Below are 13,039 nucleotides of genomic sequence, written 5' to 3'. Positions count from 1 at the left end.
CCCGCTGGACCCGTCCCCGCACCCTCGCCGATCATGAACGGATGAGGCGCTACACGCTGGCCGGATTCGTGGCCGGCCACCCGTGGACGACCGGCGGTCAACCCTGGACCGCCGACCTGCCGGGCACGGTGGCCACCGTCAGCGACTGCCTCACCGCATTCCTGCCTCTGGGCCGGGACATCGAGCCGTGGCAGCAGCCCCTGTTCGAGCCGTGGCACCGTACCCTGCGTCAGGCAGCCCGCGCGGCCGAGCGGGCACCCGGGTCGCACGTGCTGAGCATGAGCGTGCCGGCCGACGGGTCCGACCCACTCACCACCATGATCGAAGAGTGGATCGGTGACCTTCCGCACCCGATCCGGATCAACCTCGCGCACCCCGCGGCCGCCCCACCCGGAACGATCCGCGGACACGAGGTCCTCGGCTTCTCCGGCGGCCGCTTCCACAGCTGGCTCTGCTACCGCCTGGACATTCCGGCAGCCGCCGAACTCGGCGTGCAGGCGGCCGGCAACGCCCTGCTGAGCACCCTCGACGACGCCCGGCGAGTCGCCGACATGGCCAACGACAACCGCGGCACCCCTGACGGCACCCCGCACGACATCACCTGGTTTCCCGCGCTCATCACCGAACACCACGACGCGGCCCCGGCACCGCAACGCTGAACCGGGACAGGGCGCTCGACGCCGGCCGCCGGCACCGTCACGCCGTCCTATGGCAAGGGAGCCGGATGACCGGCGATGGGGCGTGGAACGCGCTCATGCCGATGCGTCCGATCATGCCCGTGGTGACGGCCTATCCTGGGCCGGTGCTGGAAACCGTGGCCCGTGCCCTGTTCGAGTGTCTGATGTTCGTTGAACTCAGCGACGACGACGCCGTTGACCCCGACAGCGCGGTGGCCTTGATGGAATCGGTCTCTCACGTGCTGCTCGAGCTGCCGCTCGCCGAGCGACTCGTCCTGGTCCAGCTGGCGCAGCGCCAGGCCGAGCAGGAGTCACTACCGGCTCGCCGAGATTTTCTGGCGTCGCTCGGTGGCGGCCTCGGACTTATCGACGAAGGCTGACCGACCGCGGCTGTGGGCGCCGCCGGCACCTGCATGCGCGAGGGTGATCCCTCGGTCACGGCCACCCGGACACGTGACGCCGGCCCGGTCAAAGCGAGGGGTGTTCGCCTAATCCGGTTCGTCGCCGCATGGCGCTGAGCATGGACCGGACGTCGTCGCGGGCCAGCCCCGCCGGGTCAGTGGCCTGAGCGAGCGTGCTTGCGGGGCGTCGGATCGTCGCTCGCCACCGGTGGTGGGCGTGACGGATCGAAATCGCGGTTGCAGCGGCCGCGAAGTCGTACCGGATCTCCAGGACCCCCTGCGTGCCGGCCGCCCACCAGGCCTGCCAGGGTGGTGTGCAGAGTTGCTCGAGCAGGGCGTGAAGAGTGGTCTCGTAACCGGCAGGGATGCCGTTCATCGGTCCGCCACCGATGACCTCGACGCGGGCGCCGAGGTCATCGGGAGTCAGCACGGTGATCGCGGGACGAGTGACAGATCCGTCGGTGGTGCCGGCTGCCGACTCATCCGGCTCGGCGGTGCCCGACGAGCCCGGATTCGTCAGATCGAGCCGGAGTACGCCCTGCTCCTCGCCGAGCAGGCCGATCCAGGGCTTGATCTCCATGGTGTTCGCATCCGTCCAGCGCAGCGTCCGGGCGGCGCGCCGGAAACCTGCCGAGGTGCTGAACGCCAGAGCGGACGCGGACGCGGCGACCACCTGCCCATCGACACGTCGCCGGGCCTCGATGATCACCCGGCCATAGCCGTCATCATGCAGCACGAATACCGGACGAGCGGTATGCCGCCGGTCCGGGCTGGTCTTTGCCGGCCCGGTCCACCGGAAACGCAGACCGGCCGCCAGCGCGTGGTCATACGCGCGAGCCAGAGCGTCGCAGTTCCCGCCACGGTCGTGCGCCAGTCGAGTGGCGGCGGCATGCACCACGTCCAAGACCAGACGCGCACGGTCGGTGGCCGGCAGTGCCGCAACGGTGGGCGGTATCGCGGCCGCCGCCGTCTCGAACCCCTCGCGAACCTCCGGATACACCGTCACCACGACATCCGCACGGCTCCGGTCGAGCCGGCAGAAGAGCCGCAGCTCCGAATGACGTGCAGGAATGGCCGCCTGCGCCACCGCTTCGCTGTACAACTCACAGACACTACGTGCGCTGCGCACGAACGCGTCCTCGTCGGGGTGCTCCAGCCAGGGCCGATCAGGGAACCCGGCAGGCGGCCAGAACCCGACCATACGCAGGTACGACATGCTATCGATCATGCCGCACGGCAGGGAGAGCCACCGGCGGTCGCCTGCGCCATGGGACGGACTCGACGAAGGCTGGCGCCGCAACTCGCGAACGGGACCGGCGCATGGTCTCCGCGGGTTTGCACCGTTGACTACGATCCGGGACATGGCGTTCCGGGTGAAGCGGGTGCACGACGATGCCGATCCGGCCGACGGCTGTCGCGCCGAACTCGACGCCCACCCGCAGGCCGTGGCCGACCCGCGCCGGACGCCCCGCGAGCACGGCACGATCACCCTGCTGCACAGCGTCCGCGAGACCACCGACAACCATGCCCGCGTGCTCGCCGACCATCTGTCCGCCGGCGCCGACCTGCCGGCACCGGCATGACGCTCGGCCGCGGGAAGCTCGCCGCCACCGCCGCCGCGATCGCCGCCATCGGCGTCGGCATCGGCATCGGCATCCACGGGCTCGGGGGCCGCACCATCACCAGCAGCAGCCCCAGCCCCAGCAGCCCCAGCGCCAGCCCGAGCCCCAGCGCCACCTCCAGCCCCATCACCACAGCCACCACCAGCAGCACCAGCCCCGGCACCACGACCGCCGACACCCCGGCCGGGGCGCCACCGCCGGGCAACGCGAGTTTCGACTACCAGATCGGCGGTGCCTACACCCCACCTACCGGGGTCACCGTGGTCAGCCGCGACAGCCAGGCGTCCCCGGCGCCCGGGCTCTACAACATCTGCTACGTCAATGCCTTCCAGGCCCAGCCGGGCACCCAGCCGTGGTGGCAGGCCCACCACCCCGAGCTGCTGCTGCGCACCGCCGACGGCGACCCGGTCATCGACAAGGACTGGAACGAGGCCCTGCTCGACTTCTCCACCGACGCCAAGCGCAGCGCGCTGACCGCGATCGCCGGCGCCTGGATCGACCGGTGTGCCGCCGCGGGTTTCCAGGCCGTCGAGCCGGACAACCTGGACTCGTACACCCGCTCCGCAGGGCTTTTGACCAAGAATCAGGCCATGGTGTACGCCACGGCGCTGGCCGGCCGCGCCCACGAGGAGAAACTGGCGATCGGGCAGAAGAACACCGCCGAGCTGAGCAGTGCCGACGCGCACCGCATCGGCTTCGATTTCGCCGTCACCGAGCAGTGCGCCGACTTCGACGAATGTGACGCGTACACCGCCTCGTACGGCGATCGGGTCTTCGTCATCGAATATTCCACGGCCGGTTTCACCAAAGCCTGCCACGCCTACGGCGCCCGCCTGTCCATCGTGCTGCGCGACCTGGAAGTGAGCACCCCCGATTCCCCGTCGTACCGTTACCGGGCATGCTGAACGCGGATCCCAAGCGACCTGTAGGGGAGAAACGTTGAGTTCAGTGGTCAATCACATCACCGTCGACTGCGTCGGCGACCCGTACGACCTGGCGCGGTTCTGGAGCGCGGTCACCGGCAACCCGTTGTCCGACGACGATCAGCCGGGCGATCCGGAGGCCATGGTGATCCCGCCGGCCGGTACCGGTCCGTTGATGCTGTTCGTCCGGGTGCCCGAGACCAAGACGGTGAAGAACCGGCTGCACCTGGATGTCAAACCGACCGACCGGACCCGCGACGAGGAGGTCACCCGCCTGCTCGGGCTCGGTGCCCGTCCGGTGACCGATCACCGCCGCGGCGACGGCTCCGGCTGGGTCACGCTCGCCGACCCCGAGGGCAACGAGTTCTGCGTCGAGCGTTCCGACGCCGAGCGCCGCGGGGGCTGACCCGGGGGTTACGCACCTTGAAGTGCGTACTTCCTGATGGAGAGTTACCACGCCATGGTGGAGGAACACATCCGCTGGGTGGCACGTGCCGCCCAGCCCGCCAAGGATCAGAGGTAACAGCATGTCGTCTCCTTCGCTTCCCGGTGGCTCCGGGAATCTGGGTGGCTCGCCGGTCACCCGGTTCGGGTACGGCGCCATGCAGCTGGCCGGTCCGTGGGTGATGGGGCCGCCGGCCGACCGCGACGGAGCGCTGGCCGTGCTGCGGGAGGCCGTCGAGCTCGGGATCACCCACATCGACACCAGCGGGGCGTACGGGCCGCGGATCACCAACGAGCTGATCCGTGCGGCGCTGCACCCGTACCCGGCGTCGTTGTTCATCGCGACCAAGGTGGGCGCCCACCGTGACGCGCAGGGCGGCTGGCCGACGGCCCGGCGCCCGCAGGATCTGCGTCAGCAGGTCTCCGACGATCTGCGGACTCTCGGGGTGGACACGCTCGACCTGGTGAACATGCGGATGGGTGACGCCCGGGGGCCGCGGCCCGGCTCGCTGGCCGAGGCGTTCGGGACGCTCGTCGAGCTGCAGAAGCAGGGGCTGATCCGCCATCTGGGGGTCAGCAACGTCACCGCCGAGCAGGTCGGCGAGGCGCAGTCGATCGCGCCGATCGTGAGCGTGCAGAACATGTACAACCTGGCGCACCGGCACGATGACGCCCTCGTCGACCGGCTCGCGGCGGACGGGATCGCCTATGTGCCGTTCTTCCCGCTGGGCGGTTTCACCCCGTTGCAGTCCGCGGCGTTGACGTCGGTGGCGGACCGGCGCGGGAGCACGCCGATGGCGGTCGCGCTGGCCTGGCTGCTGCAGCGGTCGCCGAACATCCTGCTGATCCCGGGCACCTCGAAGGTGGCGCACCTGCGGGAGAACGTCGCCGGGGCCGGTCTGGTCCTGTCCGGCGAGGATGTCGCCGAGCTGGACGGCATCGGCCGCTAGCGCAAGCGGGCGGCGTAGCCGGGCCGAGGAGGCGGGGAGGAGGATGCTTCGGGGGATCGAGGGTGAGGAGCATCCGGTGGCAACGACGACAGCCGCGCAGGCACGGGCCGACGCCAGAGGGCGGTACAACGCGTTTCTGGCGGTGTGTCCCAGCCACAAGATGCTGGAGCGGATCTCCGGGAAGTGGGTCATCCTCATCCTGTCGGCGCTGGGCAGCGGGCCCGGCTGTGACGGCGACCCCCGCCCGATGCGCTACTCGGAGCTGTCCCGGGTGCTGGCCGGGGTCAGCCAGAAGATGCTGACCCAGACCCTGCGCTCCCTGGAAGGCGACGGGCTGATCAGCCGGACCGTGGTGCCGAGCGTGCCGGTCACGGTCTCCTACGAGCTGACCGAGCTGGGCCTGTCCCTGCACCACCTGATGCGCGGCCTGAAGAGGTGGGCCGAGGATCACGTGGAGGCGGTGTCGGCCAGCCGCACCCCGGAGTGAGACTCGACCGTGGTGGCGGCGCGCAGTGCCGCCGCCACCCGCCGGTTGCCGGTCATCGTCGCCGTCACCAGGGTCATGCTCAGCAGCAGGCCGCCGCCCACGTACAGCGGGGTGCGCACGTCGAACGCGGCGGCGAGCCAGCCGCCGAGGAAGGCGCCCAGCGGTGCCGCGCACATGGCCAGCATCCGGGAGGTGGCGGTGACCCGGCCCAGCAGATGACCGGGGACGATCGACTGGCGCAGCGACGGCGCGAGGACCATGGTCGCGCCCATGCCGGCGCCACAGACGGCCAGGGCCAGCCCGGCGGCATACGGGTTCGGGGCGGCGGCCAGGCCCAGGACGGCGAGGCCTTCGATGGCGGCGGTGCAGGTCAGCGCGGTGCCGGTGCCCAGGGTCCGGCGAAGCGGCGAGGCGAGGCCGGCGCCGAGCAGCCCGCCGGCGGCCTCGGCGGTCAGCAGCAGGCCGAAACCGGCGGTGCCCAGGCCGAGGCGATCGTGGGCGAACAGGGCCAGGACGGTTTCGGCGGCCACGAAGGCGATGTTGCCGATCGCGGGGCGCAGCGCGAGGCCGAGCAGCAGCCGGTCGCGGAACACGTACGACGCCCCGGACCGGGCCTGCCGCAGCAGCGACTCCCGGGCCTGGCGGGCCGGCCGGTGCAGCGCCGGCAGTGACCTGACCAGCAGGGCGGAGACGGCGAACGACGCCGCGTCGGCCAGCAGCGGGAAGGCCCGGCCGAGGCTGAGCAGGGCGCTGCCGGCGGGGCCACCGGCGCTGACCACCTCGTCCGGCGCCCACAGGATGCCCCGCTCGCGCAGCAGATCCGCGGTCCGCGGGTCGTCGAGCTGGTTGTTGGCCGGCCCGGCCACCGCGGCGCACCGCAGCCGCGGCACGGTCGCCGCGGTCAGCACCCCGCCCAGCGCGGCCGGCACCAGGATGTCGGTCTCGGCGCGCAGGCAGTCGTCCGGGCCGGTCCAGGTCGCGCCGTGCCGGTCGGCGAGCGCCCGCCGGCTGTCGTCGACGTCGGCCACGGTCAGCACCGCGCCCTCGGCGGCCAGCATGCGCAGCAGGTGCGCGCCGACGTGGCCCAGCCCGAGGATCGCGATCCGGCGCCCGGCCAGCTCCGGCGTGCCGAACCGGTGGGTGCCCACGGCCCGCAGGGCGGCCACGACACCGGCCGCGGTGTGCGGCGAGGAATCCCCGCTGCCCCCCTGCGACCGCGGACGGCAGAACACGTGCCGCGTCCGGTCGTGGATGACCGTCATGTCGTCGGGGCCGGTGCCGACATCCGGACCGGTCGCGTACCGCCCGCCCAGATCCTCGATCAGGTCACCGACGTCGTGCAGCAGATCCCGCCGCCCGGCCGCGTCCAGCCGGTGTCCGGGCGGCAGCGTCACCACCGTCTTGCCACCCCCGAGCGGGAGACCGGCGTACGCACACTTGGCGGTCATCGCCGCCGACAACCGCAACGCGTCGGCGAGCCCCGCGCGCCAATCCGGATAGTGCTTGATCCGGCAGCCGCCGGCGGACCGGCCGTGCGCGGTGGCATGCACCGCGATCGTCACGGCCAGCCCCGAGCGCTCCCCACGCCGCGTAACAACATATTCGTGGTCCATGGCAAAAAACTAATGAGGTGTACGTCGTGGGCGATCTGTTTCCGAACGATGTTCGCGCGCTGGGCGATAATTCCGGCCGTGGACGAACTTGATTCGGCGATCGTGGCCCATTTGCAGACCGACGCCCGGCAGACCAACCGCGACCTGGCCCGCGCCGTCGGGATCGCCCCGTCGACCTGCCTGGAGCGGGTCCGGTCACTGCGCGAGCGCGGGGTGATCAGCGGCTTCCACGCCGAAGTGGACCTCGGCGCCCTCAACCGCGCGGTGCAGGCCCTGCTGCACGTGCAGGTCCGCCCGCTGAACCGTGGTGTCATCGAGAGCTTCAAGGCGTACGCGATGGGCCTGCCCGAAGTGCTGTCGGTGTACGTGCTGGCCGGCGGCGACGACTTCCTGGTACACGTCGCCGTGCCCAGCGTCGACGGGCTGCACGCGTTCCTGATGGACAAGCTCAGCGGCCGCCGGGAGATCATCGGTTTCCGCAGCTCGATCATCTACGAGCACACCCGGAAACCGGTGATCGACCCGCTCGACCTGTGAGCCGTCAGTCGGCGACCGGGACCGGGGTCCGCGAGGGCATCGGCATCAGCGCCACACATCCGATGGTGATCCACGATCGCCGTGACGAGCAGCACGATTCCGGTGGGCACCCCGGCGAAGAACGCCGGCAGCGCGGTCAGCACGGCGACCCGGCCACCCGCCGGGCACTGCACTGGTTGGCCCTGGGCGCCGGACCGGGCACGCTGACCGCCGCGGCGGCCGCGGACGCTGAGCCCCGGCGTGCTCGGCCTGATCGCGGCCGGCTGCGCGCTCGGCTACGCCCCGTTCGCCCGGCTGTTCCGGCAGATCATCGAGATCCTGCTGTTCGGCGCCCGGCACGACCCGATCCGGGCCGCCACCCGCGCCGGCGGCCGCCTCGGCGACGACCCGGTCCCGGCCCTGCGGTCGCTGCGCGAATCCCTGGCCCTGCCGTACGCGGCGCTGCTCGACGCCGCCGGCGAGGTGGTGGCCGCCAGCGGCACCACCAGCGCGACCGTGGTGCGCCACCGGCTGGCCGGCCTCGGGCACCTCGACGTCGGCCTGCGGACCGGTCAGTCCCACCTGCTGCCCGGCGCCGTGCAGGTGCTGACCGTGCTCGCCCCCGCCCTGGCCCAGCTGCTGCACGCCCGCCGGCTCGGCGCCGACCTGCGCGCCTCCCGCGCCGCCATGGTCCAGGCCATCGAGGAGGAGCGCCGCCGGCTGCGCCGCGACCTGCACGACGGGCTCGGCCCCGGCTGACCGGTCTCGCCTACGCCGCCGACGCGATCGTGGAAGCCGCCGCGCGCGTCGAGCAACCGACTGCCTGTGCTGCACTGCCCTCGGAGCGGGTCAGCACCCGTACGTTCCGGTGCGGTTCCGGGTCTGCACAATGTCGCGGGCCGGCATCCAGGACCTGTCGGTCAGGTGTCGACCGTCAGGTCCTGGGTGCCGATGACGGAGAGCAGGGCCAGCTTCTGGTGGCTGTCACTGCCCGGGACGGCGGTGTAGACCAGCAGCGAGTGGCCCTGCTCGGGGTCGAGCAGCGCCTGGCAGGTCAGTTCCAGCCCGCCGACCTCGGGATGCACGAAGCGTTTGACGTGCTGGTACCGAATGCCGATCTCGTGCTCGTTCCAGACCTCCCGGAATTCCGCGCACCCGTCGAGCAACTGCTGCTGCAGTTGCGCGGCGCGGGAGCCGGGGCCGCGCAGGGTTGCCACCTGCCGCAGGCCGGAGGCGAAGACCCGGGAGTGCAGCCGGTGGTCGTCCGGGTGATACCGGGCCCGGCTGGCCGGGTCGGTGAACCAGCGCCAGCCGATGCTGCGGGCCGGGCCGGTGAACCGGGTGAGGTCGCCGTTGAGGGCGACGCCCAGCGCGTTCTGGCGCAGGGTTTCGCCGAGCTCGGTGATGATCTCGGCCGGGGTGTCGGTGAGCCGGTCGAAGATGCGCAGCAGGCCGGGGCTGATGTGGTCGCCGGCGTCGCCGCGCACCGGTGGGTGGTGCCCGGCCAGGCGGAACAGGTGGTCGCGTTCGTCGAGGGACAGGTGCAGGCCCTGCGCGATCGACGCGACCATCTGCGGCGAGGGGTGCGGTCCGCGGCCGCGTTCCAGGCGGCTGTAATAGTCGGCGGACAGGTGGCAGAGCGTGGCGACCTCTTCGCGGCGCAGCCCCGCCGTGCGGCGGCGGGTCCCGCGGGGCAGGCCGACGTCCTCAGGTTGCAGGGACTCCCGGCGTCGCCGCAGAAACTCGGCGAGCCCGGCCCGGTCGATCAGCATGCGTCCCCCTCCATCACCACAACCACGCTTCCCTCGCCAGGACGCGCCCACCGGTCAACCAGGACGCGAACACGATCAGGACGACCGGTCGCTCACCGGTGCAACCCGGCGGCGAACGACACCCGCGTCATCTCCTCGGAGACGCGCCAGATCCGCTCGGCGTCGGCCTCCCCGCGCAGCCGCGAGTACAGCTTCTGCTCGGCCGGCGCCCCACCCAGGCGCCCGGGCCCGCCCGGGCCGTAGAAGGCGCCGTCGCGCCCGGTCGCGGCGAGCAGCGCGGGCAGGCTCGCCGAGTCGGCGGTGCCGAGCAGGATGCCGCGCGCCGACAGGGCGCCGATCAGTCGCCGGCCGATGGTCTGCCGGTCGCGGCCGACCTCCGGGCGGGCGGCCAGCAGACTGGTCGGTGCGACCCCGGGGTGTGCCAGGGTGCAGGTGATGCCCCAGCCCAGCCGCCGGCTGCGGCGGCTCAGCTCCAGCCCGAACAACCCGAGAGCGATCTTCGATTGGCTGTACGCCCGCATGCCGTCGTACGAGCGTTCCCCGTTCAGATCGTCCCAGTCGATGGCGTGGGAGTCGGCCGCGACGCTGATCTGGTTGACCACCCGCGCCGCGCCCGCCCGCAGGAGCGGCAACAGGTGCGCGACCAGGGCGAAGTGGCCCAGGTGGTTGGTGGCGAACTGCAGCTCGAAGCCGTCGATGGTGCTCTGCCGGCTCGGCGGGGTCATCACCCCCGCATTGTTGATCAGCAGGTGGATCGGCCGGTCCTCGGTCCGCAGCGTGGCGCCCAGCGCCGCCACCGAGGCCAGCGACGACAGGTCGAGCTCGCGCAGAGAGACCCGTGCGGCGGGCTGCTGCCGGCGGATCGCCGCGATCGCGGCCTCGCCCTTGTCCCGGTTGCGGACCGGGAGGACGACCTCGGCGCCGGCGGCGGCGAGCCGGGTGGCCACGCGCAGGCCGATGCCGTCGCTGCCGCCGGTGACCACGGCCCGCCGGTCGGACAGGTCGGGAAGGGTGAGGTCGGGCTGGGTGCGCGGCATGGGCTGCTCCTCCGTGGTCGGTGCGCGGGTGCTGTGACCAGGATGCGGCGGCCGGCCGGCGTTAACCACGGCCTGTCGATCCCAGGCTCGCGGAACTCACGACCGGCCGGCGCGGCCGCGCCATGCCTTGGAGGTGGCGGCGGCGGCCGGTGCCGATATGACATCGTGGTCGCCGTGCCGGCGCCCGCGGACCGGCTCGACCTGGCCCGGCATCCGAGCTCGGACGCCGACGACGCTGTCCGAGGTAGGACGGGGTACTTCGATACAGTCGTGGCGTGCAGCCGAGAATCGACGCCGGCAATACCGTCCTACGGCCGTTGGTGTTGACTGGAGGACCGGCGGTCGGCAAGACGACTACGGGTCGGCTTCTGGCGGAAGGCCGAGCTCAGGCCGCTTTCGTTGATGTCGATGATGTGCGGCAGCTGGTGGTGGCCGGGGCTGAGGCGCCCTGGCGGGGCACCCAGGGAGCCACTCAAGCCGCTCTTGCGGCCGAGAACGCCTGCGGTCTTGCTCAGCGGTTTCTGGCTGAGGGGTTCGACGTCGTGATCGTTGACGTGCTTACGCCGGCTACGTCGGTGATTTACCGGCGGCTGCTTCCGACCTGCCTGATAGTTCATCTTCGGGCAAGTCCGGATGAAGCGCGGCGCAGGGCGATGACTCGGAAGGTCTGGTTGACGGATGCGGAGTTTGAGCTGCTCCACCGCAGAGATCGAGAGGCGCCTCCGCAAGCCGACGCTCGGATCGAGGTCGCGGGTCTGACGGTTGAGCAGCAGGTAACCGCCGTCGCGGACCTCTGGTTCGGCGAGCGCTGACAGGGTCGCCGACCTGCCCGCCAGCCTCGCCGAGCAGCAGTGGCGGGCGCCGACCGTGTGCGCGGGCTGGCGGGTGCACGAGATGGCCGCACACCTGCTCCAGCCGGTTCCTGCGTGACTACCTCGCCGGCCGGGACGCCGCGCCGACCCTGGTCAGGACCGTCGGCCGGCGCCTTCAGCCCGGACGGCGGGGCGGGCGGGCGGTCAAGCAGTACTCCCGGCCGGCCGGGTCCCGCAGCGTCGTCCAGTCCCCGGGCACCCGGCGCACCACCGTGGCACCCAGCGACTCGTGCCGCGCCACCTCGCCCGGCACATCCGTGCACGCCCAGTCCAGGTGCATTCCGGCCGGCCCCGCGCCCACCCGCTGCAGCAGCAGCTTCATCGGGAGCGTCGGCGGCGGGGTCAGATGCTCGAACTCCGGCGCCCCGGACGGGGTCCGCGCCCAGCCGGTCAGGGCCGTCCAGAACGCGGCCTCCACCTCGTACAGCTGATCGGGAATGTCGAGACACACCTGGTCGACGACCGCGGACCGGTCCAGCGCGACGATCTTCTCCCCGGACCACGGGACCACACAGAACACGATCCCGGCCGGGGACCGCAGCACCATCACGTCGTCCTGCCGGTCGACGACCCGCGCCCCGGGCACCTCGAAGCCGGCGAAGTCGTCGACGTGCAGGTCCAGATGCGTACGGGCCGGGCCGTCCCCGACGACCTGCACCCGCAGCCACGGGTCACCGGCCGGCGGCAGCAACGTCGCGAACGTGCCACCGCCGCGCCGCGGCGACATCACCGAACCGGTCACGGCGAGCCAGAACCGCTCACCGGCCGCGGCCAGCCCGGCGGGGGAGTCCAGGAAACCGGTCACCCAGCGGATCGTCACGGCAGCAGCACCACCTTCCCGCAGTTCGCCCGCGCCTCGACGATCTCGTGCGCCCGCGCCGCCTGCGCCAGCGGCAACGCCGCGTGCACACACACCGTCAGCCCGAGATCCCACAGCTCACGACCGTGCCCGGCATACACCTCAGGATTGCCGCGGGCGAAGTTGGCCATCGTGAACCCGGTCATCGTCTTGGCCCCCGCCAGCAGATCGAAAGCGGGCACCGTGCCACCACCACTGGCGAAGAAGATCAGCCTGCCGCCGGCCCGCACCGACCCGAGCGCCGCGCCCAGCAGGTCACCACCGGCCCCGTCGAGCACCACATCCACCGGGTCCGGCAACGGCAACCGGTCGTACGTGACCACGGCATCCGCCCCGAGCCCGTACAGGAAATCGGCTTTTCCGGGCCCCGCCGCCGCGACCACCCGCCCCGCCCCGCGCCGCCGAGCGGCCTGCACCAGCAGATGACCGACCCCGCTGGCCGCCGCCGTGACCAGCACCGACTCACCCCCGCGCAGCGCCGCGACGGTCAGCACCCCGAGCGCCACATGCCCGGAGCGCACCAACGCCACCGCGTCGACGAACGAACCGGGAATCCGCTCCGCAAACGCCGCCGGCACCGCCACCACCTCGGCATACGAACCACCGAACGGCAACGCCGCCACCCGGTCCCCGACCGCCCAACCCGACACGCCCGGACCGATACCGATCACCTCACCGGCGACCTCCCCACCCGGCATCGCCGGCAGCGGACCGTCCCCGCCGCGCACCCGCGCCACCCCGGGCCGGGTCACCCCGATCGCCGCCGCCCGGATGAGCAGCTCACCCTCGCCCGCAACCGGCTCCGGACCGTCCTCCACCACCAGCACCTCGGGACCGCCGTGCCGGTGATAACGCACCCGCCGCAT

The 13,039-nt window shown here is 72.1% G+C and carries 17 protein-coding genes; 11 read left to right on the top strand and 6 right to left on the bottom strand.

Annotated elements, in window-relative coordinates; genetic code table 11:
• Window positions 1-41 precede the first annotated feature (41 nt).
• A complete protein-coding gene (locus ACSP50_RS21110) occupies window positions 42-659 on the top strand; it encodes a hypothetical protein (protein WP_014691296.1) in 618 nt (205 codons plus the stop codon).
• Between the two features lie 65 nt (window positions 660-724).
• Window positions 725-1,057 carry a hypothetical protein gene (locus ACSP50_RS21105; protein ID WP_014691295.1) on the top strand — a complete coding sequence of 111 codons (333 nt, stop codon included), beginning with the start codon at window positions 725-727 and terminating at the stop codon, window positions 1,055-1,057.
• Between the two features lie 88 nt (window positions 1,058-1,145).
• On the opposite strand, the gene ACSP50_RS21100 is transcribed toward ACSP50_RS21105, so the two are convergent.
• Complete coding sequence (locus ACSP50_RS21100; RefSeq protein ID WP_155123574.1) at window positions 1,146-2,294, bottom strand: hypothetical protein; 1,149 nt, start codon at window positions 2,292-2,294, stop codon at window positions 1,146-1,148.
• Window positions 2,295-2,439: 145 nt separating this feature from the next.
• Between ACSP50_RS21100 and ACSP50_RS21095 the strand changes: the two genes are divergently transcribed.
• The 5 genes from ACSP50_RS21095 to ACSP50_RS21075 all read left to right on the top strand — a co-directional run bounded on the left by ACSP50_RS21095 (window position 2,440) and on the right by ACSP50_RS21075 (window position 5,504).
• Entirely contained in the window at window positions 2,440-2,661 is a 222-nt protein-coding gene (locus tag ACSP50_RS21095; RefSeq protein ID WP_014691293.1) for a hypothetical protein, read from the top strand.
• Window positions 2,658-3,605 (top strand): endo alpha-1,4 polygalactosaminidase, encoded by a 948-nt coding sequence (locus tag ACSP50_RS21090; RefSeq protein ID WP_014691292.1) that lies wholly within the window; start codon window positions 2,658-2,660, stop codon window positions 3,603-3,605. Before ACSP50_RS21095 ends, ACSP50_RS21090 begins: the two co-directional genes overlap by 4 nt.
• 34 nt (window positions 3,606-3,639) lie before the next feature.
• Window positions 3,640-4,029, top strand: a complete 390-nt coding sequence (locus tag ACSP50_RS21085; protein WP_014691291.1) for a VOC family protein — start codon at window positions 3,640-3,642, stop codon at window positions 4,027-4,029.
• A 121-nt stretch (window positions 4,030-4,150) separates the two neighbouring features.
• Complete coding sequence (locus ACSP50_RS21080) at window positions 4,151-5,017, top strand: aldo/keto reductase family oxidoreductase (protein ID WP_014691290.1); 867 nt, start codon at window positions 4,151-4,153, stop codon at window positions 5,015-5,017.
• Between the two features lie 76 nt (window positions 5,018-5,093).
• Entirely contained in the window at window positions 5,094-5,504 is a 411-nt protein-coding gene (locus ACSP50_RS21075; RefSeq protein ID WP_043511847.1) for a helix-turn-helix domain-containing protein, read from the top strand.
• Here ACSP50_RS21075 and ACSP50_RS44090 read toward each other — a convergent pair.
• Entirely contained in the window at window positions 5,465-7,117 is a 1,653-nt protein-coding gene (locus ACSP50_RS44090; protein WP_014691288.1) for an MFS transporter, read from the bottom strand. The genes ACSP50_RS21075 and ACSP50_RS44090 overlap by 40 nt on opposite strands.
• Before the next feature lie 78 nt (window positions 7,118-7,195).
• On the opposite strand from ACSP50_RS44090, the gene ACSP50_RS21065 reads away from it, so the two are divergent.
• The gene (locus tag ACSP50_RS21065) at window positions 7,196-7,654 is read left to right on the top strand and encodes an Lrp/AsnC family transcriptional regulator (protein WP_043514973.1); all 459 of its coding nucleotides are present in this window, start codon (window positions 7,196-7,198) and stop codon (window positions 7,652-7,654) included.
• A 240-nt stretch (window positions 7,655-7,894) separates the two neighbouring features.
• Window positions 7,895-8,392 (top strand): hypothetical protein, encoded by a 498-nt coding sequence (locus ACSP50_RS21060; protein ID WP_014691286.1) that lies wholly within the window; start codon window positions 7,895-7,897, stop codon window positions 8,390-8,392.
• Window positions 8,393-8,553: 161 nt separating this feature from the next.
• Here the strand turns inward: ACSP50_RS21060 and ACSP50_RS21055 are convergent, their stop codons facing one another.
• Together ACSP50_RS21055 and ACSP50_RS21050 are read right to left on the bottom strand one after the other, a co-directional pair.
• Complete coding sequence (locus ACSP50_RS21055; protein WP_014691285.1) at window positions 8,554-9,405, bottom strand: helix-turn-helix transcriptional regulator; 852 nt, start codon at window positions 9,403-9,405, stop codon at window positions 8,554-8,556.
• Window positions 9,406-9,497: 92 nt separating this feature from the next.
• Window positions 9,498-10,442 (bottom strand): SDR family oxidoreductase, encoded by a 945-nt coding sequence (locus ACSP50_RS21050; protein WP_014691284.1) that lies wholly within the window; start codon window positions 10,440-10,442, stop codon window positions 9,498-9,500.
• Between the two features lie 275 nt (window positions 10,443-10,717).
• On the opposite strand from ACSP50_RS21050, the gene ACSP50_RS21045 reads away from it, so the two are divergent.
• Together ACSP50_RS21045 and ACSP50_RS45120 are read left to right on the top strand one after the other, a co-directional pair.
• Window positions 10,718-11,254, top strand: a complete 537-nt coding sequence (locus ACSP50_RS21045; RefSeq protein WP_155123573.1) for a hypothetical protein — start codon at window positions 10,718-10,720, stop codon at window positions 11,252-11,254.
• Between the two features lie 13 nt (window positions 11,255-11,267).
• Window positions 11,268-11,372 carry a maleylpyruvate isomerase N-terminal domain-containing protein gene (locus ACSP50_RS45120; RefSeq protein ID WP_080128229.1) on the top strand — a complete coding sequence of 35 codons (105 nt, stop codon included), beginning with the start codon at window positions 11,268-11,270 and terminating at the stop codon, window positions 11,370-11,372.
• Between the two features lie 57 nt (window positions 11,373-11,429).
• On the opposite strand, the gene ACSP50_RS21035 is transcribed toward ACSP50_RS45120, so the two are convergent.
• Together ACSP50_RS21035 and ACSP50_RS21030 are read right to left on the bottom strand one after the other, a co-directional pair.
• Window positions 11,430-12,134 (bottom strand): VOC family protein, encoded by a 705-nt coding sequence (locus tag ACSP50_RS21035; protein WP_014691283.1) that lies wholly within the window; start codon window positions 12,132-12,134, stop codon window positions 11,430-11,432.
• On the bottom strand, window positions 12,131-13,039 hold the full coding sequence (locus ACSP50_RS21030; RefSeq protein WP_014691282.1) for a zinc-binding dehydrogenase: 909 nt from the start codon (window positions 13,037-13,039) through the stop codon (window positions 12,131-12,133). Before ACSP50_RS21030 ends, ACSP50_RS21035 begins: the two co-directional genes overlap by 4 nt.

Source organism: Actinoplanes sp. SE50/110 (assembly GCF_900119315.1).
Classification (GTDB): domain Bacteria; phylum Actinomycetota; class Actinomycetes; order Mycobacteriales; family Micromonosporaceae; genus Actinoplanes.
The sequence above is the reverse complement of the archived record's forward strand: the minus strand, read 5'-3'. Positions and strand labels throughout refer to the sequence as shown.